Annotated in this window: 22 protein-coding genes, 1 tRNA gene and 2 pseudogenes; 16 read left to right on the top strand and 9 right to left on the bottom strand. The window is 58.8% G+C overall.

Annotation, left to right across the window (positions count from 1 at the left end):
• Positions 1-175, bottom strand: a pseudogene (locus ACT6QG_RS14530) (transposase); the annotation flags it as partial.
• Positions 176-403: 228 nt separating this feature from the next.
• On the opposite strand from ACT6QG_RS14530, the gene ACT6QG_RS14525 reads away from it, so the two are divergent.
• From ACT6QG_RS14525 to ACT6QG_RS14505, 5 genes are all read left to right on the top strand, one after another.
• Positions 404-928 (top strand): hypothetical protein, encoded by a 525-nt coding sequence (locus tag ACT6QG_RS14525; RefSeq protein WP_444978273.1) that lies wholly within the window; start codon positions 404-406, stop codon positions 926-928.
• A 110-nt stretch (positions 929-1,038) separates the two neighbouring features.
• Entirely contained in the window at positions 1,039-2,391 is a 1,353-nt protein-coding gene (locus ACT6QG_RS14520; protein WP_444978272.1) for a serine/threonine-protein kinase, read from the top strand.
• Positions 2,392-2,432: 41 nt separating this feature from the next.
• Positions 2,433-3,104 carry a PP2C family protein-serine/threonine phosphatase gene (locus ACT6QG_RS14515; protein WP_444978271.1) on the top strand — a complete coding sequence of 224 codons (672 nt, stop codon included), beginning with the start codon at positions 2,433-2,435 and terminating at the stop codon, positions 3,102-3,104.
• Between the two features lie 237 nt (positions 3,105-3,341).
• Complete coding sequence (locus ACT6QG_RS14510) at positions 3,342-3,578, top strand: type II toxin-antitoxin system CcdA family antitoxin (RefSeq protein WP_444978270.1); 237 nt, start codon at positions 3,342-3,344, stop codon at positions 3,576-3,578.
• Positions 3,578-3,877, top strand: coding sequence for a CcdB family protein (locus tag ACT6QG_RS14505; RefSeq protein WP_444978269.1), 300 nt, complete (start codon positions 3,578-3,580; stop codon positions 3,875-3,877). Before ACT6QG_RS14510 ends, ACT6QG_RS14505 begins: the two co-directional genes overlap by 1 nt.
• Positions 3,878-3,951: 74 nt before the next feature.
• Here the strand turns inward: ACT6QG_RS14505 and ACT6QG_RS14500 are convergent, their stop codons facing one another.
• A complete protein-coding gene (locus tag ACT6QG_RS14500) occupies positions 3,952-4,479 on the bottom strand; it encodes a hypothetical protein (protein ID WP_444978268.1) in 528 nt (175 codons plus the stop codon).
• Between the two features lie 262 nt (positions 4,480-4,741).
• Between ACT6QG_RS14500 and ACT6QG_RS14495 the strand changes: the two genes are divergently transcribed.
• From ACT6QG_RS14495 to ACT6QG_RS14450, 10 genes and pseudogenes are all read left to right on the top strand, one after another.
• A complete protein-coding gene (locus tag ACT6QG_RS14495) occupies positions 4,742-4,966 on the top strand; it encodes a hypothetical protein (RefSeq protein WP_444978267.1) in 225 nt (74 codons plus the stop codon).
• 13 nt (positions 4,967-4,979) lie between these two features.
• On the top strand, positions 4,980-6,104 hold the full coding sequence (locus tag ACT6QG_RS14490; RefSeq protein ID WP_444978266.1) for a type IV secretory system conjugative DNA transfer family protein: 1,125 nt from the start codon (positions 4,980-4,982) through the stop codon (positions 6,102-6,104).
• Positions 6,105-6,326: 222 nt separating this feature from the next.
• Positions 6,327-8,453 (top strand): DotA/TraY family protein, encoded by a 2,127-nt coding sequence (locus tag ACT6QG_RS14485; RefSeq protein ID WP_444978265.1) that lies wholly within the window; start codon positions 6,327-6,329, stop codon positions 8,451-8,453.
• The gene (locus ACT6QG_RS14480) at positions 8,450-8,737 is read left to right on the top strand and encodes a hypothetical protein (RefSeq protein ID WP_444978264.1); all 288 of its coding nucleotides are present in this window, start codon (positions 8,450-8,452) and stop codon (positions 8,735-8,737) included. The genes ACT6QG_RS14485 and ACT6QG_RS14480 overlap by 4 nt, the downstream gene beginning before the upstream one ends.
• Before the next feature lie 133 nt (positions 8,738-8,870).
• Positions 8,871-9,107, top strand: a complete 237-nt coding sequence (locus ACT6QG_RS14475; protein WP_444978263.1) for a hypothetical protein — start codon at positions 8,871-8,873, stop codon at positions 9,105-9,107.
• A 401-nt stretch (positions 9,108-9,508) separates the two neighbouring features.
• Positions 9,509-9,697, top strand: coding sequence for a helix-turn-helix transcriptional regulator (locus ACT6QG_RS14470; protein ID WP_444978262.1), 189 nt, complete (start codon positions 9,509-9,511; stop codon positions 9,695-9,697).
• A complete protein-coding gene (locus ACT6QG_RS14465; protein ID WP_444978261.1) occupies positions 9,694-9,921 on the top strand; it encodes a hypothetical protein in 228 nt (75 codons plus the stop codon). Before ACT6QG_RS14470 ends, ACT6QG_RS14465 begins: the two co-directional genes overlap by 4 nt.
• Positions 9,922-10,065: 144 nt before the next feature.
• Positions 10,066-10,212: a hypothetical protein gene (locus ACT6QG_RS14460; RefSeq protein ID WP_444978260.1), complete on the top strand. Its 147-nt coding sequence runs from the start codon at positions 10,066-10,068 to the stop codon at positions 10,210-10,212.
• A gap of 141 nt (positions 10,213-10,353) precedes the next feature.
• Positions 10,354-11,049 (top strand): hypothetical protein, encoded by a 696-nt coding sequence (locus tag ACT6QG_RS14455; protein WP_444978259.1) that lies wholly within the window; start codon positions 10,354-10,356, stop codon positions 11,047-11,049.
• Positions 10,965-11,318 (top strand): annotated as a pseudogene (locus ACT6QG_RS14450) (tyrosine-type recombinase/integrase); the annotation flags it as partial. The gene ACT6QG_RS14455 and the pseudogene ACT6QG_RS14450, both read left to right, overlap by 85 nt.
• A 194-nt stretch (positions 11,319-11,512) precedes the next feature.
• On the opposite strand, the gene ACT6QG_RS14445 reads toward ACT6QG_RS14450, so the two are convergent.
• The 7 genes from ACT6QG_RS14445 to ACT6QG_RS14415 form a co-directional block, all read right to left on the bottom strand.
• Positions 11,513-11,589, bottom strand: a tRNA-Arg gene (locus ACT6QG_RS14445).
• Between the two features lie 159 nt (positions 11,590-11,748).
• A complete protein-coding gene (locus ACT6QG_RS14440) occupies positions 11,749-12,891 on the bottom strand; it encodes a sensor histidine kinase (protein WP_444978258.1) in 1,143 nt (380 codons plus the stop codon).
• Positions 12,892-13,439: 548 nt separating this feature from the next.
• Positions 13,440-13,778, bottom strand: coding sequence for an HPr family phosphocarrier protein (locus ACT6QG_RS14435; protein ID WP_444978257.1), 339 nt, complete (start codon positions 13,776-13,778; stop codon positions 13,440-13,442).
• Positions 13,747-14,148: a PTS sugar transporter subunit IIA gene (locus ACT6QG_RS14430; protein WP_444978256.1), complete on the bottom strand. Its 402-nt coding sequence runs from the start codon at positions 14,146-14,148 to the stop codon at positions 13,747-13,749. Before ACT6QG_RS14430 ends, ACT6QG_RS14435 begins: the two co-directional genes overlap by 32 nt.
• A gap of 106 nt (positions 14,149-14,254) precedes the next feature.
• Positions 14,255-14,710: an HPr kinase/phosphorylase gene (locus ACT6QG_RS14425; protein WP_444978255.1), complete on the bottom strand. Its 456-nt coding sequence runs from the start codon at positions 14,708-14,710 to the stop codon at positions 14,255-14,257.
• Between the two features lie 9 nt (positions 14,711-14,719).
• Entirely contained in the window at positions 14,720-16,510 is a 1,791-nt protein-coding gene (locus ACT6QG_RS14420; protein ID WP_444978254.1) for a sensor histidine kinase, read from the bottom strand.
• 27 nt (positions 16,511-16,537) lie between these two features.
• Entirely contained in the window at positions 16,538-17,239 is a 702-nt protein-coding gene (locus ACT6QG_RS14415; protein ID WP_444978253.1) for a response regulator transcription factor, read from the bottom strand.
• A 308-nt stretch (positions 17,240-17,547) separates the two neighbouring features.
• Between ACT6QG_RS14415 and ACT6QG_RS14410 the strand changes: the two genes are divergently transcribed.
• Positions 17,548-18,261 (top strand): HugZ family pyridoxamine 5'-phosphate oxidase, encoded by a 714-nt coding sequence (locus ACT6QG_RS14410; protein ID WP_444978252.1) that lies wholly within the window; start codon positions 17,548-17,550, stop codon positions 18,259-18,261.
• Positions 18,262-18,499: the final 238 nt, after the last annotated feature.

Here is an 18,499-nt window from a genome sequence, read left to right as displayed (position 1 = left end):
TCGAACTGTCGATCATCAGATACTCATTGTCTCGGTCGCGCGCGAGCAAGGTAAAGATGCGTTCCCACACGCCCGCACGCGCCCAGCGGGTGAAGCGCTTGTGGACGGTCTTGTATTTGCCGTAGCGCTCGGGCAGGTCCGGCCATCGCGCACCCGAGCGCAAGACCCATAGGACAAAGAGTATAATCTAACTCTTTGATTTAAATGGCGCACCGGGGAAGATTCGAACTCCCGACCCCCAGATTCGTAGTCTGCGTGAGCCCTTTGATAAATCAGGGTTTTCCTGCAAAACACCCTTAGCACCCCTTGAGGAAAATCAAGGGGTTATGGCCCTTCTTCGGAAGATGTCTGGCTGGAGATCGCTGGCCTGGAGTGGTCCCCTCGCAGAGGCGGCCACTGGATCATGTCCGTGCCCGGCGGAAAGTTGCGCGTCAGAGCTGGTCACTGCGAAATCAAGACACTTCAGCAGGCACGCAGTGCATTGTCACATCTCATTCGCGCGGCCGAATCGGAGCCAGATCAGGCTCGGGTGGAAGTATCTCGTGTTGGGAAGGGTCCTACCGACAAAAGTCTCAAGGTGCGCGTGCGGGCGCGCTGGCCAGGGGCTCACCAGCTAGACGGGTTCGACAGTGGGCCGCAATGGCGGGATCATGTCCTCACGCTGCCACAATCCCTCATCGAGGAGGTTGGAGCCGGGAGGCTGACAGCGCCAGTCTGGATCATCTCGAAAAAACTGGAGGAAATCCATCGCTACAAGCCGTATCTCGAAGCCAACTGGCCATGCCAGGGCATCGAGGAAATGTTCGCACCCGTCCTTGAAAAGGCCGCCCATAGAGAGGTCGCGGCGAATGCGCTTCGCGAGCTGATCCGACTGGAGGATATTGGGAGCACACGCAACGGTACCGACATTAAGCGTGAAATGCGCTAGTTTCCTCCTCGCTTGGACTGGAGATTGCTATCATCTCTTTGGCTTGCAATCTGGCTGCCCGGTAAATGCTAGCGGGCAGTAGGGCTGTTGTTCGCAACCATGATGCTCTAATGGAGCCGGTTGCAGAGAAACTGCTGGGGTGGGAAATGAAATTTGTGAAGAGAATAGGCCAAGGTGGGTTTGGAAATGTCGACCTAGTTGAATTGGATAACGGGAATCAATGTGCTCGAAAAGAGTTTGCACAAAATCAGATCTTGACTCCTACGCTTCTAGATAACGTTGTTAAGAGATTTGAAAAAGAAATCAAGGTTCAATCTGCTATAAGTCATCCAAATATAGTACCTATAATTGACAGTGATTTGAGTGCTAATCCTCCTTATTATTTGATGCCGTTGGCTGAAAATAGTCTGGACGCCGATATATCTATTGATCCCACTCTCGGAGGAGCTTTTGTTTCAGCGATCAGCGACATCGTTTCGGCACTTGAAGAAATACACTCGATGGAGATTTACCACCGGGACCTGAAACCTCAGAATGTACTAAGGTACACGAAAGATGGGAATATCACATATTCCATCAGTGATTTCGGGCTTATTTCTATGAAAGAGTCTAATCTTTCCGAGCTTACGAAGTCGGGTATGGGGAAGGGCTCAGATTACTACACAGCGCCAGAAATCTCCAATGACCTAAGGAATGCATCCGCTCGATCGGATGTATATTCGTTAGGCTGTATTCTGCACGACATGGTAGGAAAAGAGCCTCGTGTGCCTTTCCGTGAAATCAAGGAAGATGGTGATTTTGGTCCGATTCTTTCTGCCTGCACAAAGGATGATCCCAGCAAACGCTTCGCATCAGCAAAGGCGGTTTTGGACGCTATCTTGACGGTAGAGTATGAGCCAGACGGAACGCTTAGTGATGCCTCGGAAGACTTCCTTACGATGCTCGGTGCATCCGATGCTCCAGATGGAGATGTCTGGAGTCGCCTGGCTGATTACTTGGAGGAAAAGGCAACGAAAGCTGATATAGCTGCCATCTGCGGCCAGCTTACAGCAGAAAAAATTGAACGAGCCTGCCAAGATGCCCCAGATTGCTCAAAACGACTTTCTTTAGTATTTTCTGAATGGGTTTCCGGGACAAATTTCAACTTTGATCTTGCGGATGCAATAGCAAATCGCGTGGAGGTTTTCTTCCAAAATTGTGACTTAGAAGCGAAAGTCGAGTGTTTGATGGCTTTGCTTGAATTGGGAACGAGCCACAATCGTTGGTATGTGGAGCGAAAGTTTGCTCGGCTTTGCGGCGCGGACATGGACGAAAATCTCGCTAAGCGCCTTGTCGTGAAATTCCATATTGACGGAAAGTCTGCTGTTTGCCGAAAGATATCCCATCTTGAAAAGTCTATCGATTTTAATCGCGCAAATCTCCACCCCAAATTGGTCGGCGCGTTAAGGGGTCTATGTGCATGAGAGTGAGGCATTCAGTTTTCACTGGCAGCGGTCCCAGGTCAGTGAACGAAGATACCGTTGACTGCTGGCTTTCGGAAGCCGGCACTACGATCGCATGCGTTGCGGACGGCTTGGGCGGAATGGGGGGGGGAGATATTGCCTCTAAGCTCGCAGTGTCGACCTTTCGCAAGTATCTTGAGAAGCGCGAGGCTACCGATGCGGCATTGGCTGCGGCGGCCAAAGAGGCTCACCTCGAAATTCACGCTGCGCAACAGTCAGGCGAGAAACAAAATAGAATGGCAACAACTTTGACAGCGATAGCAATCTCGAACGCTGGGATGGTTGGTGTTCATTGCGGTGATACAAGAGCGGTTATCGCTAGAGGGAATGGTATAAAAAAACTAACTAAGGATCATTCTGAGGGACAAAGGCTGTTTGAAGCAGGAAAACTCACTAAGGACGAGCTCGCCACATATCAGAGAAAACATATATTGGATAGCGCTTTAGGGGATAAGGGCGATCCACGAATTGAAACTTTCCAATTTGATGTTCAGTCCGGCGATCGCCTCTTTCTCACTTCAGATGGAGTTCACAATCTAATCTTGTTAAGAGAGCTACAGCGGATGGCAATATTGTCGCCAACTCCTGCGGAATTGGTCGACAAGGTTCGCGAAGAAGTCGAAGAGCGTGGCCCTATGGATAATTTCTCGATAGTAGCGCTTTATATCGACTAGTCAGAGTGACTTCGCCCCCTCACACATGCCGCAATCATTTCCTCTGGAAATGCCGAGTTGCACGAGGCATCTTTGGGGCGACTGATCCCATTCACGAAGTCAGCTACTGGTGGCAGCTCTCACCATATTCGCAGTTGATGGTCCGAAAGCACCTCCCTTCCGGTCCCATTCCAGCCATGCCCCAAGCCTCTTGCTGCTCAACCTCATGCGCATATATAATGCGCATGAGGTGATCAAATGCAACCGCAAGTACTGGCCAAAAAGCCAACCAATCTCACGCTGGATCCATCCTTGCTGAAGGAAGCCAGAGACCTTGGCGTCAACCTTTCTCAGGCCGCCGAAGCTGGTCTGCGCCGTGCCGTTGCGGATGCAAAGGCCGAAGCCTGGAAGAGGGAAAACGCTGAAGCTCTTGCCAGTTCGAATGCATGGGCAGACAAGCATGGCCTTCCTCTGGACCAGTACCGGCAATTCTGATGCCGCGCTTTGATGTTTATGCCAATCCCGGTGGGATGAGCTATGTACTCGATATTCAGGCTGATGTGCTGGATGCATTGAATACGCGGATTGTTGTCCCGCTGATGCCGGTCAACGCTGCACCTTCGCCAGCAAAGCGTCTCAACCCGGTCTTCAGGATCGAAGCTGAACCCCATGTCATGGTCACGCAATTCATGGCCGCGATCCCCCGTACCCACTTGCGCAGCCCGGTTACGAGCCTCGCTCAGCATGACACCGAGATCATGGCCGCCATTGACCTTGCTCTCGTGGGCTTCTGATCTGCACAGGTCGGCCGCGCCTCACCTCTCACAAACGACCGTTGATGAGAGATAATGGCTCATTGCCTGAGACCCTATGCCAGCGTTTCAACCAGAGACCAGACGGTGGCTGTGCAGGCTTGACTCCTACAGGCGACAGGCTGCTCCCGCGTGTTTGAGGAAACCGCCTCTGGTGCAAGTTGCTGGCTTGCCCGGCATTGCGAGCATCTAAAAAAGCAATCGAATGCCACCTTCTCGAAACCGGCAAGGCGCGGGTCCACGCCCTTGGTCGCCAGCACATAGGAGCGATCCACGCTGATGCCCTGGCTCTTGTGAACCGTCACCGCATAGCCGTGGCTGATGTCCTCATAGGTCTGCGCGTCCACCACAATGGTGCGCGCCGCCTCGCCGTCCAGCCGCACCTTCAGCCGGCCTTTTTCGGCTTCCAGCACGGTGCCAAGGGTGCCGTTCATCACGCCCAGAGCGCTGTCATTCTGGCGGAACAGGATCCGGTCACCGGCTGCAAAGGTTTTCACGCCTGCGGAGGTGCGGAAGCTGGCCTCGCCTTGCAGCTCGCCGCGCGCCTGGCGCAGGTTGCGCACCAGGGCATTGAGGCGCAGCACCTCGGCATTTGTCTGGGTGAGGATGATCTGCCCTTGCCCACGCCGGCAATGGCGGCGGTGACAATCTGTTCCCGCACGCCCCGGCCGGAGCTGTCGGCCATGTGCTGCGCGGTGGCAACCATGTGGTTCTCAACCGCGAGCATCTCACGGGTGGTATTTTGCGCACACTTTTACGGGCCGGCCTGCGGCCAGCTGATCGGGAGCTTTTCGCGGACATTCTGCCGCCCACAGCGCCGGCCCAGCCGAATGGGGAGGCGTTCTGATGGGCGATGCAGCGGAAAAGCGCCGGCTCGATACGCGCCGCAAAGCCGTAGCAGGGGCGCTGTTCCTGCGCCTGATTGAACAGGATTCCGGCCCCGATGGGGATGCGGCGCGCGCGCTCTTGCGCAAGCGACTGCCGGGCTATCTCACGCGCGAAATTGACCACACCCTTTTCGCGGATGTGCTGCGGCAGATTGAGGCGCGGGAGGCGCGGGAAACATGCTGAATGCACCGCCCACATGGGCACTCTGGTTGCTGACTGTGCCGGTTCTCCTGGGTGTCGTCGGCCTCATCCTCGCTGCGGTTTTCCCCTCGCGGCGCACCGTGCGAAGTTCGGCAGGGTCCATATTCTTGATCCGTTCGGAATAACGGGCCAGCCCACTGCGACCTACAATCCATTCGAAGGGCTGGCGGGCTCGCCGCAGTGGATCGAAGACGGGTTCGAACAAGCGGAAGCCGTTTGCCCGGTTGATGCGAGCGGCGGGGCAAGTGAGCACTTTTCCGCCAGCGCACGAACGCTGATCCGCGCGCTCATTTTGTACATTGTGGCCGAGCGTCCTGTGGCCGAGCAGAACCTTGTCACCCTGCGGCAGCTACTGTCGCAGAAGGAGGCGGATTTTCGCGCCACGCTCACACTCATGGCGGACCATGAGTGTGAGGCGATCCACGGGCCAGCCCGTCAACAGCTCGCCCGCGACGCGCGCGAAGCAGCGGGCATTTTGTCCACGGCCGCCACCAACACAGAATGGCTGGACTCACCGGCCGTCGCCGGTTCAGTGAAATCCTCTTCCTTCAGGTTTTCCGACCTGAAGGAAGAGGTGGCGACGGTCTTTATCGTGCTGCCGCCTGCCAAGATCGACACTTTTTCCCGCTGGCTTCGCGTGCTGGCGGTTTCCGTTCTGCGCGAATTCACCGAGGATCCGTTGCCCGGTGGCGGCTGTCTCTTCGTGGTGGACGAATGCGCCGCGCTGGGGCGGCTGAAGGCGCTGGAAACGGCGCTTTCCGTTGCGCTAGGTTATGGCCTGCGAAGCTGGTACTTTTTCCAGAGCGCCGCGCAGATCGAGGACATCTACAATCGCAAATCGCGCGAGTTTTTCGCCTCGACGGGCACGCAAATTTTCGCCGATGTCAGCGATGACACAACCGCGAAACTGGTCTCGGCGACGCTGGGTGATGAGACGGTTCTGATCGGTCAAAAGCCAAATATCCAGCGCGTTTCGCGCCCCCTTCTGGCTCCCGAACTGGTTCGCCAGGAACGCGACCTGATCGTGTTCCAGCGAGGCAAACCGCCGCTGCGCGCCCGCAAAATCCGCTGGTGGAAAGACAAAGACATGGCCGCGCTCGGCCGGAATGAAAGGTCGTGAATATGGCTGCGGCGCGCGCCACAATGCGCGGCTCTCGCGGCATGCGCCGCGTTCTCGATTTCGCGAAAGCCAATGGGTTTGAGGTGACGCGCACAGCGCGCGGACACCTCAAATTCAGCGGCCGCGGCGTGGTGGTGGTTGCCTCAGGCACACCCGGCGACTGGCGCAGTATCCCGAATGCAATTTCACGCTTGAAACGCGCACAACGCGAAAGGGCCAAGCATGGCCGGTGAAACCTTCTCTGACATTTTCACACCCGTCGAAACTGATTTCGGCCTGGGCCTGCTGCGCCGGGTCCTCGGCTGTACCGTCGATGCCATATGGCAGGGTGAAAGCTGCGCCAATGCAGATTTGATCGGCACGATTGCCGGAGTGTTCAACGTGGGCGTGGCTATCGTGGCGGCGGTTATCGTCACTTACTCGCTATACAAATGGGTATTCGACAGCGCCCGCACCGGCCAGGCCAGCGGTGAAGGCGTGTCTGGCTCATATTCTATCGTGAAGATCGGGGCCGGTGCAGTGCTCCTGCTGCCGGTGGCAGGCGGGTTCACCATAGCGCAGATCATCGTGGTGCAGCTTCTGATCTGGGGGAGCGGCTTTGGCGATACGCTTTGGCAGCGGGCCTCCGCTGCCATCCAGCAAGGAGCATACGCGCAAACCGCCGTCCCTGCCGTCGAAGTGGATCCAGAGCAGCGCGGGCAATTTGCCCTAGCGCTGTACGCGCGGACAGCCGGCTGGCTCTGCGCATATGGGCTGGCAGATCTTGGGAAAATGTTTGACGCCAGCGGTGGCACTGTCAGCTCTATTCCCCTCTCCGGGGATGGCGGCTGGTTCTCATCCGCACAGGTGCGGGGGCTCGGATTCAAAGGCGGAAGCTGGTTCAGCAATTCGGATGCCCTTTGCGGCTCCGTCTCCTATCGCCTAGCTGCGCCTGCCGAAGTGAGCGGGCCGGATGCGGCAATTTACACCAAGCTGGACAGCCTTGCGGAAGGCTCTGTCGGGAAGGGCATGGCGGCTGCATTTACGCAGATCGACACCCACGCCGCCGCTATTGCGCGCGGTATGCTGACCGATGAGCCGAACGTGGAGACGCTGAAACGGCAGATCGACGCCGGCGTAAAGGCCGCCGCCGAAGGCTTTGCGCAGGGCGTGGCTGGCGGGCTTCAAAGCGCGGATCTGAAGGCGGTGGCGGAAGATGTGCTGAAGGACTCGGCCGAGGCCGGCTGGGTTATGGCTCCTGCCTGGCAACGCGCAATGGTCAACACCAACAGCAAATTGCAGACGCTCGCACGCGGTGCCACCATTGAGTTTGCCTTCCCTGAAAGCCTGTCCAGCTATGTGCTGAACTCCACCAGCGGCATGGATGGGGCGATGCGGACCATCACGGCGAAATACACAGCCGAGGAAAACCGGCTGCGCAATATAGCCGGATATGTCATGGATTATAGCAAGACGAACCCGTCGGGTGCGGCCGGATCCACGCCCCAGGCGGATGCCTCGGCGGGCATGGTCGCGCGCTCCTTCCGCGCCATGCTCTCCCAAATCAAGATTGAGGGCTCCGATGGCCGGTTCGTCGATCCGTTCGCCTCGCTGGCGGCAACCGGCGCAGCGCTGGCCTATACGGCTGGCGGAACCGCGATCACTGGCGCATTGCTGGACTGGCTTCCGGCAACGCGCGTGGCGTCGGCCGTGACCGGCGCGGGCTCTTTCGTGTCCGGTTTGTCCGGCGCATTGATTTTCGCCGGCTTCATCATCGGCGGCCTGCTGCCGCTGGTGCCATTGGCCTATTTCTTCGCGGCCGTTCTGGGCTGGCTGATCGCGGCGGTGGAAGCGATGCTCGCCGTCCCGGTCGCGGTGTTGAGTTTCTTTGTCCCCCGCGAAGGCGCGCGCACCTTCGCGGGGTTCGAGGGGGCATTGTCCATGGCTCTTGGTCTGCTGATCCGCCCGGCCCTGATCGTGGCTGGCCTGGTCATCAGCCTGCTGGTGGCATCTGCGGGCATTCTGCTACTAAATGCTTTTGCAGAAAGCATTTTTGCTATCATGATCCCGCTGGATGGCGGGCCGGCGACCAGCGGTCTTCTGGGTGCAGGGGCGATTGCCTTCTACGGGATTTCGGCAGCCATCATCGTGATTTACTCCAGCTCGTTGATCAGCGAACTGCCTGACGCGGCTCTGCGTTTCGTCGGCGGCCAGGTCGATGCGCGATCGGGCGCGATCGGCGGGGCTCTGGCTGGGGCGATTGCCGCGCCTGCATTGTTGTCCCGCTCTGCCGGCCGGGCGTTTTCCGGCCTGCGCCGTGGTGGGGGTGGCCTGCGTGCGGCGACGAAGCCCGCAGGGGGTGAGAAATGATCCGCAAGATCCCGCGCGTAGCGTGGGAAGTAGCGGGGGCGAGCTGGCTCGCCCTCTCTGCTCTGCCGCTGGCGCATTATGGCTGGAACGAAAACGGCATCATCAGCAGCTTTTGTGTATTCATTGGAATACCAACTGCAATTTTCATGATCTACGTGCTTCTGAACGCCATATTGTCAGCATTAGGACCGCCAGCGCTCGCCATTTTACATCTGATAATTCTTGTTTATGAGTTTTGTCGTGATACAATAAGCGCAATATCAAAGATGTTTCGGGGGCGATAATGCCAATTATTGGCGCACTCATTGGCGGTATATTCTATCTGACATTTGGTGCGATATTCGCGATTATCCGGATGATCGTCATCATGCACGCGGATCATCGAGACAAGCGCGCACAACAGGAAAGGGCAAGGCGATGAGCTGGGGTCTGGATTTGGAAAAAATGGCCCGCGATGACGAGGCTTATTACGAAAAGCACCGGCAAAATTTGCTGACGGCCGAGCCGTTGCCGCCGCTGGGCCAGGAGCAATACGCGGAAGCGGATGCATTCATCTCGCAAGTCAACGCCGAGGCGCGCGGCTGGCGAATGACGCCACTCGACGAACTTGGCTCGGGTGTTCCGCCTGTTACAATTATATTTGATGAAATTTGATTGCATTTAATTCAATCAAATTTCATTTAATATCAGAGAAATGCAAAAGGCCGCCAAATTGGCGGCCTTTTTTAATGCCACCCCAAGAACTCTATTTCTTTAAATAAAACAACACCTTAAAATGGTTCTAGACGTTCTTAGGTCGGCACTAATCAGAACTGATCAGGTTATTCTCTTGCGATCTGATCAGGTAAAAATTGCCGGTCCCAATTTTAATGTTATCCACAAGAACTCTAATTCTTAAAATAAAACAACATATTGCAGGGAATTGAGGTATTTTTAGACCGCATACTGATCATGACTGATCATGACATTGTAAACGTTTCCAAAAATGACGCTTGCACCACGCATATCGTGCGAATGATACTTCGTGGAGTTCCTCATGTGGAGCGTCGCCACGGATGACAGAAAATATAACAAAGTACATCTGCACTGAAGAATTGCTGGATAGACTGTCTATCTCGCGGCCCACGCTTCGTAGATACCGCGCTCGTGGACTGGAACCTGCATTTTTTATTGGCCGAACTATGCGATGGAATTACGAAGACGTTATCAAATGGCTTGAAAATAATCAGGAGGCAACAAAATGATTGAGAAAGTTTTCGCCGTTGGTTCCCGTCAATACATCGCAAATGTATTGGTCTATGAAGACATTCTGACCGTACATTGGAGTGTTTTCTTCGTCACAACAGATGGGAGCCGGTTTTTACTCGCCGACGGCCGGGCGCTCGACGAAGAAACTGGGATATGGCTTGCGGCCGTCGTTGCGAACGACGACGGGGCCGATCCGTTCGACCACCTGCCAGTCGCGTGATTGCCATGAAAATTATCGCAATGACACTCGCAGCCGCGCTGCTGCCAGCCCCCGCCTTGGCTGCGACCTGCTTCTCACACTCAACCCATGAGCGCGCAGGTGAAGCCGTTTCGTCACCATGCGGGGCAGAGCAGACATGGAGTGATGGTGGATCTCGCACGCGTCATAGCGGCAGAGCAGATGGCAAATTCAGCCGCTGCCGACTTTGAGAACCAAGCCCGACTTGAAATTGCGATGGCCCATCTGCTCGCATTGAAGGCAGAAAGAATCGGGAAAGAGAACAAGAAGTGACGAAGCCACGCCAAAAACGCCCCCCTCTGCTCGGTTTTGCTGATGCAAAACGCCTCTTTGGTGCAGCCAAAAAGTCAGGCTGGGCGCGGGCTCAACTATCTATAGTGACACCAGACAACGTAAGAATTGAGGTATTGGCAGATGATGGAGTCAGTGGAACAGTCGCAGGCCGCAGTGATAGTGAATCAGCTTTCGAGAGTTGGAAAGCGGATCATGCGCGTAAAGCTAAAAGGAATAAACCAGATCAAGCGTAAACTCGCCTCTGGAGAAGAAGCCACATATTACTACCATAGGGCGACTGGAATTCGTCTATCAGGACAGCCGAACAGTCCTGATTTTCTAGCCTCATATGCACAGGCTGAGGCAAGTCTCCAGGCCCGTCATAGCGATGGCACGCTTTCGGGCCTCATTCGAAAGTATGAGCAAAGCGTACGATGGCGTGAAAAGACCGCAGATTCCACGAAGGCTGAATATCGCCGCATCCACAAATTCTGGGAAGAGCTGTATGGGAGCTGCCCACTCGAGGCACTCGAAGATGACGAGTTTCTCCATGATGTCATGGACTGGCATGCTGATTATTCGGCAGACCATCCCCGTGAAGTCGACAATCGCGTGACGGTACTGGCTTCCGCGCTCTCATGGGCGGCAAAAAACAGGCGTGGGATCAAGGTCAATGTGCTGGCAGGCTTCGAGCGTGCATATAAAAACAACCGGGTTGATTTATCTGGCTGCCGGAGCATGTTGATGCATTCATGGCCGTGGCAAGCCCGGAGATGCGTCTGGCGCTTATTCTGGCTCTTCACACCGGCCAGCGGCAAGCGGATCTGCTCAAGCTGACCTGGGACAGATATGACGGCAGCCGGTTTCGCCTTCGGCAAGGCAAGGCGGCACGTGGGGGAGCGCAAGCACCACTCATCTCCATTCCCTGCACCAAGGCACTCAAGGAAACTCTGGACTCAATCAAGCCTGGCCGTTCGCCCCTGATTCTATCCACTTCAACAGGGCGTCCGTTCTCGAAACGGTATTTTTCGAAGCACTGGAAAGAAGCCTGCCAAAATGCGGGAATCACGGATTTGCATTTCCACGATCTGCGTGGAACCACTGTGACATTGTTATTTCAGGCGGGATGCAATCTCGGTGAGATTGTTTCGGTCACAGGGCATACGCTGAAGCGGGCGCAGGACATTCTGGACAAGTATCTTGCCCGCACCAACACCATGGCAGAAAACGCCATTGCCAAGTTTGAAGGCGTGTGGGAAACAGCCTGCAAAAACCGAGGAGCAAAACTGATGCTAAGTAATGGCGCACCGGGGAAGATTCGAACTCCCGACCCCCAGATTCGTAGTCTGGTGCTCTATCCAGCTGAGCTACCGGTGCGTTGCCTGAGTGCACTCTTTTCAGAGTGCTGAGGTTTCCCTCTCAGGTGCCGGCTGTTTCTGCCGGCGAGGACCGTGTGCTACCGGGTTTCTGGCGGGCATGCAAGAGCCATCTCGTTTTTTGCCTCAAAAGCTGTGTCGATCTGTGGAAAAGTCGGCTTCATACCGCCTGGGATTCTGCCGGCTTTTCTGCGGATTGATCCTTCGGGTCGGGCAGGAAGATGCGGAAGGTGGTGCCTGTCTCGGTTTCGGCCAGATCTATTTCTCCGCCATGGGCGCGCACGAGCTCTTCGGCTATGGGCAGGCCAAGACCGGCGCCGCCGCGGCGGGCAGAGGCGGTGAAGGCCTCGAACAGGTGCGCCTTCTGCTCCCTGCTGATGCCCGGTCCCGTGTCGCTGAACAGGATCTCGACCCCGTTTTCCATATGACGCGCACGGATGCGGATCTGGTCGCTGTCCGGGCTCAGCGGCCCGCGCGCCTCCAGCGCCTCGACAGCGTTGCGGGCGAGATTCAGCATCACGCGATACAGATGGTCCGGGTCCGCATAAATCCGAGCGTCCGGCGGTACATCCACAATCCATGCAATGCCACGCGTGAGGCGCAGCTCAAGCGTTTCGCGCACCTCATCCAGCAGGGGCGCCAGCCTCACCTCCCGCGGGCGGGGCGGGGCATCCACCGCGCGGCCATAGGCCAGGGTCTGCTCGCAATAGGTGATCGCCCTGTCCAGAGAGGCCAGAAGCTTGGGGGCAAAGCGCTGGACAGTCGGGTCCGGCACAAGGGCCAGCCGGTCTGACAGAAGCTGGGCCGAGGTGAGGAGGTTGCGCAGGTCGTGGTTGATCTTCGCCACCGCCATGCCGACAGAGGCCAGATGACTCTTCTGCTGGAGGGTCTGGGACAGGCCGCGTTGCAGGTCCTCCAGCGTTTCCTCCACCAAACCGATTTCATCCGTGCGGCCGCTGGGCACCAGAATGCGCTCCTCATCCTCCGGGTTCTTCCGGAAGGCCTCCATCCGCTCGGCCAGGAGACACATGGGGCGTACGAACATCCAGTTGAAGCTGACATAGACGATCGCACCCGCCAGAAGGGCGATCATCATCGAAACGGAAAGCGCCAGCGCCGCGAATTGCTGCAGGGCATGGCGCAGCGGGGTGCCGGAAATGACGATTTCAACATATTCATCCCTGGCATGGGGCGGGTCTCCCACCACACGCAGGATGCGCCCATCCTCGGCAACCAGTGTGTCGATGGCGCCGCGCACCGCGCCCCACATGGTGATGTTGCGGGTATCGATATGGACATCCACCCGCAGGGGCGGGTCTGAGACGGCCAGAAGGCGGCGTGTGTCGGCTGGTCTGCACCACGATGATCTGGGCGCCCACGCTGCCCAGCAGGTCCTGTGTCAGCGCCTGGGGAATGGCGGAATCGGGGGTGGCGTCCAGCACCATGGCGGCGGTGCGGGCGGCGGAGAGGCGCTCCAGCAGCCAGTCTATGCGGTAGCTTGCGACAGTGGGAATGAGCAGGCCCAGTTGCACCGCAACAACCACGAGCGCCGTCATCAGCAAAAGCTTGAACGACAGGCTGAAACGCCAGCGCTTCGTTCTTGCCCGCGCATCAGGCGGCGGATGGGCTGAACCGGTGATGGCCATGCGCAGTGGTCGCCCTTCCCCCCTTGCTGTTCCACGTGATCGCTCACATGAAGCAGGGCTTTCACCTTGGTGGCCAGATGTGCCGAAACGTGATTCCACGATTTGCTTCTCTGGCATACAATCATCATATCACGAAAGTGGGCATAGTCCGCTTTTGAGACAGACTTTCGCACCTTCGAAATCTTCAGAAAAAGCAGGGGTGGAATTATTCCTCTTCGCCGAAACGATTGGCGACAAGGTCTGAGAGGGCGGATATGGCGGCTTCAGCCTCTGGCCCGCGGGCGGTGACGGTGACGCTGGTGCCGGTGGATGCGGCCAGCATCATCAGGCCCATGATGGAGGTGCCGCACACTTCCTCCCCGTTGCGACACACGCAGATACGGGCATCGAAGCGTTCTACGGTCTGCACGAATTTGGCGGAGGCGCGCGCATGGAGGCCGCGTTTGTTGATGATGGGCAGTTCCCGCACCACGGGGGCCTGCGCGGCATCATGCGGTGCCGGATCGGATGATCTATTTGCCAGCGAGGACACGGCTTGCGACATTGATATATTTCCTGCCCGCTTCCTGGGCCAGATCGACAGCCTCGGCCAGTGGCAGCTCGCCACGCACCTTGGCAAGCTTGACCAGCATGGGCAGGTTGATCCCGGCCACGACTTCGACATCCGGGGTGTTCATCACCGAAATGGCGAGGTTCGAGGGCGTGCCGCCAAACATGTCGGTGAGGATGACCACACCATTGCCGGCGCGCACCCGCTCCACCGCCTCAATGATATCCTGCCGCCGTCTTTCCATATCGTCCTCAGGACCGATGGTGACGGTTGCGAGCTGGGGTTGCGGACCCATGACATGCTCGAGCGCCGAACAGAATTCGTCGGCGAGACGACCATGTGTGACGAGGACAAGACCGATCATGCTTCCTCCGCCCCCACAGACAGGTGAAGGCCACCCCTAAATTGGGAACAGACATATTCAGAGCGGCTCAAAAATTAAGCAAGGGGTGCAGCGCACAAAAACACACTCAATCGCCGTAATCTGCACCTGAAAGTGCCGCGGCGAGCATCAGCGCGGCCCGTTCCGGGCAGGCGGAAACGATGTGCTGTAATTTGATACCGCTGAGCATGATCTGCCCTGTCTGCTCATCCGGCAGGCGGGGGCCGTCATGCCCGAGATCGATGAGGTGAGTCAGCGCCACCTCGGCCTGAAAGGGGAAGCGCCGCAGCCCCAGCCCACGCACTTCCAGCAGGCCGGAGAGGATGGGCGGGGCACTGGCCATGAGGAGCGGACCGTGCGTTTTCAGGTGCACACGGTCATCCGCCACCAGTCGTGCCAGGGGCAGGGCGCGGGGGGCATCCAGCATCAGTTGCAGGGCAAGGGCGGACTTGCCCGTGCCGGACGAGCCGCGAATCAGCACGCCGGCCGTGCCGATGGCGACACAGCTGGCATGAATGGTGGGGGGCTGTGCATCATCTTGCATCAGTGGCCCTCAGTTTGCGGGCAGGCGCACCACGAAGCGCGCTCCGTCCACCTCGTCATCCCCGTCCTCGTCCTTGATGATCCGGTTCTCGGCCCAGATCCGCCCGCCATGGGCTTCCACGATCTGGCGCGAGATGGACAGGCCGAGGCCGGAATTCTGGCCAAAGCCCTGATGCGGACGATCAGTATAAAACCGCTCGAAGATGCGCTGGAGCGCATCCTCGCGAATGCCCGGGCCCTGATCATCGACGATGATCTCGACCTCGCTCTTCAGCCGCCGGCAGGTGACGGTGACGGTGCAGCCATCGGGCGAGAAGGAGCGGGCATTGGAGACCAGATTGTCCACCACCTGGCCCAGACGGGTGGCGTGGCCGGAAATGCTGTAGCCGGCCGGGGCGCCCGGCTCGCGCTCGAACTTCAGGGCCACCTTGACCCCGTCATCCTTGCGCACATCCTGGGCAAGGCCCACCACCATTTCGAGAAGCTGACGCAGGTCCACCACCGCCGCCTCCTGCCGCTGCAGCTCGGCATCCAGCCGCGAGGCGTCGGAGATGTCCGAGATCAGCCGGTCCAGCCGCTTCACATCATGCTGGATGACCTCCATCAAGCGGGCGCGGGAGGTATCGGTCTTGGCCAGAGGCAGGGTTTCCACCGCGCTGCGGAGCGAGGTGAGGGGGTTCTTCAGTTCGTGCGAGACATCGGCGGCAAAGCTCTCGATCGCCTCGATGCGGTTATAGAGCGCGCCGGTCATGTCGCGCAGCGCACCGGAGAGATGGCCGATTTCATCCGAGCGATTGGTGAAGTCGGGAATCTCGACGCGGGTCTTGATGCGGCGGCGCACACGTTCGGCGGCATCGGCGAGCTTGCGCACCGGATCGGCAATGGTCCCGGCCAGCAGGATGGACAGCAGCACCATCACGACCGCGGCCACCAGAAACACCCGCACGATGACGAACCGTTCCGCCCGGACGGCCTCATCAATCTCGCCGCCCTGGGTGGAGAGCATCAGCTCTCCCAGAATGGCCCGGAAGCGCTGGATGGGCACGGCGACAGACACCACCACCCGGCCGCGCTCATCCACCCGCACCTCGCTGGCCTTTCCGCCCAGAGCGGCAATCGCCACCTCCGGATAGTTCTTGCCGGCCTGCGGGCCATATTCCTTGTAGAGCGGCAGATCCCCGCGCCCGAGCCACAACTGCACCCCCTGCCAGAAGCGTTCGGCAAGGCCGGGGCGGGGGGCGTTGGGGGAGGGCAGGTCGAAGCGCAGAATCTCGCCGCGCGAATAGAGGGAGCGGGAATCGAGCAGGAGCTGCCCGTCGCGGTCATAGATGCGGGCGCGGGTGCGGGTAGGGCCGATCAGGCGGCGCAGCACCGGGGCGACCCGTTCGGGATTGATGGGGAACTCCAGCGCGGAGAGGCTGTCTTCCCCCGGCCCGTAGGTTTCGCCCGCCTGCAGTTCCATCAGCCGTTCCGGGTCGATGGTGATGGAGTTGGTCTCCACCTGCGCGGAAGAGGCGATGGCGGCGGCGATGATCTCGCCCTGGACCATCAGGCTCTGCACCCGTGCATCAATCAGCCCGGCGCGAAACTCCGACAGATAGAGGATGCCGGACACCAGCGCGCACAGGCCCGCCAGATTGAGCAGGACGATGCGCTGGGTGAGCGAGGAAAAACTGCGGAACACCACGAAGCGGCGTAGCCACCGGAAAGCCGCCATGAAGGTCCAGCGCCCCCCGCGTTCAGGACGCGCGGGGGCGGGCTTTCCGGGGCCGGCGGATGCGGCTTCGTCTTGTGCTGTCATGTCGAAACAGGTTCGCGCAGCGGCCGGTCACTCCTTGAAGCGGTAACCGACACCGTAGAGCGTCTCGATCATCTCGAAATTGTCATCCACGACCTTGAACTTCTTGCGCAGGCGCTTGATGTGGCTGTCGATGGTGCGGTCATCCACATAGACCTGGTCATCATAGGCCGCATCCATCAGCGCGTTGCGGCTCTTCACCACACCGGGGCGCTGGGCCAGCGCCTGAAGGATGAGGAACTCGGTGACGGTCAGCGTCACCGGTGCGCCATTCCATGTGCAGGTGTGGCGTTCCGGGTCCATCCGCAGATTGCCGCGCTCCAGCACCTTGGCGCTGTCGGTCTCGCGCACGGGGGTGGTGCCGTCGCGCACGCCGGAGCGGCGCAGGACCGCCTTCACCCGCTCCACCAGCAGGCGCTGGGAGAAGGGCTTCTTGATGAAATCGTCCGCGCCCATCTTCAGGCCGAACAGCTCGTCGATCTCCTCATCCTTCGAGGTGAGGAAGATGACCGGCATGTCGGTCTTCTGGCGCACGCGGCGCAGCAGCTCCATGCCATCCATGCGCGGCATCTTGATATCGAAGATGGCCATGTCCGGCGGATTGGTCTTGAAACCCTCGAGCGCGGACGCCCCATCAGTATAGGTTTCGATGCGATAGCCTTCCGCCTCCAGCGCGATGGAGACCGAGGTGAGAATATTGCGATCGTCGTCGACGAGAGCGATGGTGGGCATGACACCTCTTTCAGGCCAGTAATCAACCAGCGGGCAGGAGAACTGCCAGCGAACTTCACGGACTCTTTCCCCCTGAAGCCGTTTCGCGTGGCCGAAATGTGACACTCAAGCTGGAAGCATATCAGAATAACGCGATTTTCCACCATCTCTACACCGGAGAATGTGTTTTTGTCCCGTCTGTCCCCGGTTCAGGTGCGGATGGGCCGTGTTCTGGCTTGAATGGTTCCAACCTGACGGGGTCGGGCGGGCGGCATCTTGCGAATGGCCTGCGCGGGCGGCATCTTCCCCTGCGAATGGAGGAGGTTCCCATGCCCAAGAATGCCGCCATCGTGCGCCGCCTGACCCGTGAAGCCCGCTTCGGCTCGCTTGCGACGCTGGATGAGACCGGTGCGCCCTATGCCTCTCTGGTGGCGGTGGCCACAGACCCGGCCGGCCAGCCGACCCTGCTGATCTCGAAGCTTGCCCTGCACACGCAGTTCATCGCGCGTGATCCGCGCGTGACCCTGCTGGTCTCCACCCGCCTTGGCGCGGACCCGATGAACTCCGCGCGCGCCAGCCTGCGCGGGCGGGCCGAGCTGGTGGATGAGCCGCAGGTGCGCCAGCGCTTCCTGGCCCGTCATGTCGATGCCGCCGGCTATGTCGATTTTCCGGATTTCGCCTTCTATCGCGTCATCACCGACAGCGCGCATCTGGTGGAGGGTTTCGGCCGCATCGTCGATGTGCCCGGTTCCGCACTGGTGACCGACTGGGCCGATGCCGATGAACTCGACAAGGCCGCGGACGGCATCATCTCGCACATGAACGAGGATCATGCCGATGCCGTCTCCCTTTACGCCACCCGTCTGGCCGGGGCGGGAGAGGGGGAGTGGCGGATGATCGGCATCGACCCGGAGGGTTTTGAAATCGCGGCCGGTGGCGATGTCCGCCGTATCCCGTTCCCGGCCCGTGTCACCCATGCGATGGGCGCACGCAAGGCGCTGGTGGCACTGGTGGAGGAAGCCCGAAAGACAGATGCCGCCTGAAGCGGACAGGTGAAAGACATGAGGGGCGACGTTGAACAGACGTCGCCCTTTTCATCTGCATCATCCATTCCGTCCCCTCACATCCACGCATTCACATATGTGATCCACAGCAAGGGACTGGTCTATCGGAATGACGTAACCTATGCTGGGCACCAGATTTTGAAGACTGTGGTCGCCTGCGCCAGCGCGCGAAAAGTCTTTCTCCAGTGACCTCCGCTCAAGATGGGGGCATCCTGCG

The sequence above is a fragment of the Haloleucobacter ellipsoideus genome, assembly GCF_052491725.1.
This window is presented reverse-complemented; position numbering and strand designations above follow the sequence as displayed.

Excerpts from the sequence above, each read along its gene's own strand:
- ACT6QG_RS14525 (WP_444978273.1), top strand. The coding sequence starts at position 404 with ATGTCCGTGCCCGGCGGAAAGTTGCGCGTCAGAGCTGGTCACTGCGAA.
- ACT6QG_RS14520 (WP_444978272.1), top strand. The coding sequence starts at position 1,039 with ATGGAGCCGGTTGCAGAGAAACTGCTGGGGTGGGAAATGAAATTTGTG.
- ACT6QG_RS14510 (WP_444978270.1), top strand. The coding sequence starts at position 3,342 with ATGCAACCGCAAGTACTGGCCAAAAAGCCAACCAATCTCACGCTGGAT.
- ACT6QG_RS14505 (WP_444978269.1), top strand. The coding sequence starts at position 3,578 with ATGCCGCGCTTTGATGTTTATGCCAATCCCGGTGGGATGAGCTATGTA.
- ACT6QG_RS14495 (WP_444978267.1), top strand. The coding sequence starts at position 4,742 with ATGGGCGATGCAGCGGAAAAGCGCCGGCTCGATACGCGCCGCAAAGCC.
- ACT6QG_RS14490 (WP_444978266.1), top strand. The coding sequence starts at position 4,980 with ATGGGCACTCTGGTTGCTGACTGTGCCGGTTCTCCTGGGTGTCGTCGG.
- ACT6QG_RS14485 (WP_444978265.1), top strand. The coding sequence starts at position 6,327 with ATGGCCGGTGAAACCTTCTCTGACATTTTCACACCCGTCGAAACTGAT.
- ACT6QG_RS14480 (WP_444978264.1), top strand. The coding sequence starts at position 8,450 with ATGATCCGCAAGATCCCGCGCGTAGCGTGGGAAGTAGCGGGGGCGAGC.
- ACT6QG_RS14475 (WP_444978263.1), top strand. The coding sequence starts at position 8,871 with ATGAGCTGGGGTCTGGATTTGGAAAAAATGGCCCGCGATGACGAGGCT.
- ACT6QG_RS14470 (WP_444978262.1), top strand. The coding sequence starts at position 9,509 with ATGACAGAAAATATAACAAAGTACATCTGCACTGAAGAATTGCTGGAT.
- ACT6QG_RS14465 (WP_444978261.1), top strand. The coding sequence starts at position 9,694 with ATGATTGAGAAAGTTTTCGCCGTTGGTTCCCGTCAATACATCGCAAAT.
- ACT6QG_RS14460 (WP_444978260.1), top strand. The coding sequence starts at position 10,066 with ATGGTGGATCTCGCACGCGTCATAGCGGCAGAGCAGATGGCAAATTCA.
- ACT6QG_RS14455 (WP_444978259.1), top strand. The coding sequence starts at position 10,354 with ATGATGGAGTCAGTGGAACAGTCGCAGGCCGCAGTGATAGTGAATCAG.
- ACT6QG_RS14435 (WP_444978257.1), bottom strand. The coding sequence starts at position 13,778 with ATGTCGCAAGCCGTGTCCTCGCTGGCAAATAGATCATCCGATCCGGCA.
- ACT6QG_RS14430 (WP_444978256.1), bottom strand. The coding sequence starts at position 14,148 with ATGATCGGTCTTGTCCTCGTCACACATGGTCGTCTCGCCGACGAATTC.
- ACT6QG_RS14425 (WP_444978255.1), bottom strand. The coding sequence starts at position 14,710 with ATGCAAGATGATGCACAGCCCCCCACCATTCATGCCAGCTGTGTCGCC.
- ACT6QG_RS14420 (WP_444978254.1), bottom strand. The coding sequence starts at position 16,510 with ATGACAGCACAAGACGAAGCCGCATCCGCCGGCCCCGGAAAGCCCGCC.
- ACT6QG_RS14415 (WP_444978253.1), bottom strand. The coding sequence starts at position 17,239 with ATGCCCACCATCGCTCTCGTCGACGACGATCGCAATATTCTCACCTCG.
- ACT6QG_RS14410 (WP_444978252.1), top strand. The coding sequence starts at position 17,548 with ATGCCCAAGAATGCCGCCATCGTGCGCCGCCTGACCCGTGAAGCCCGC.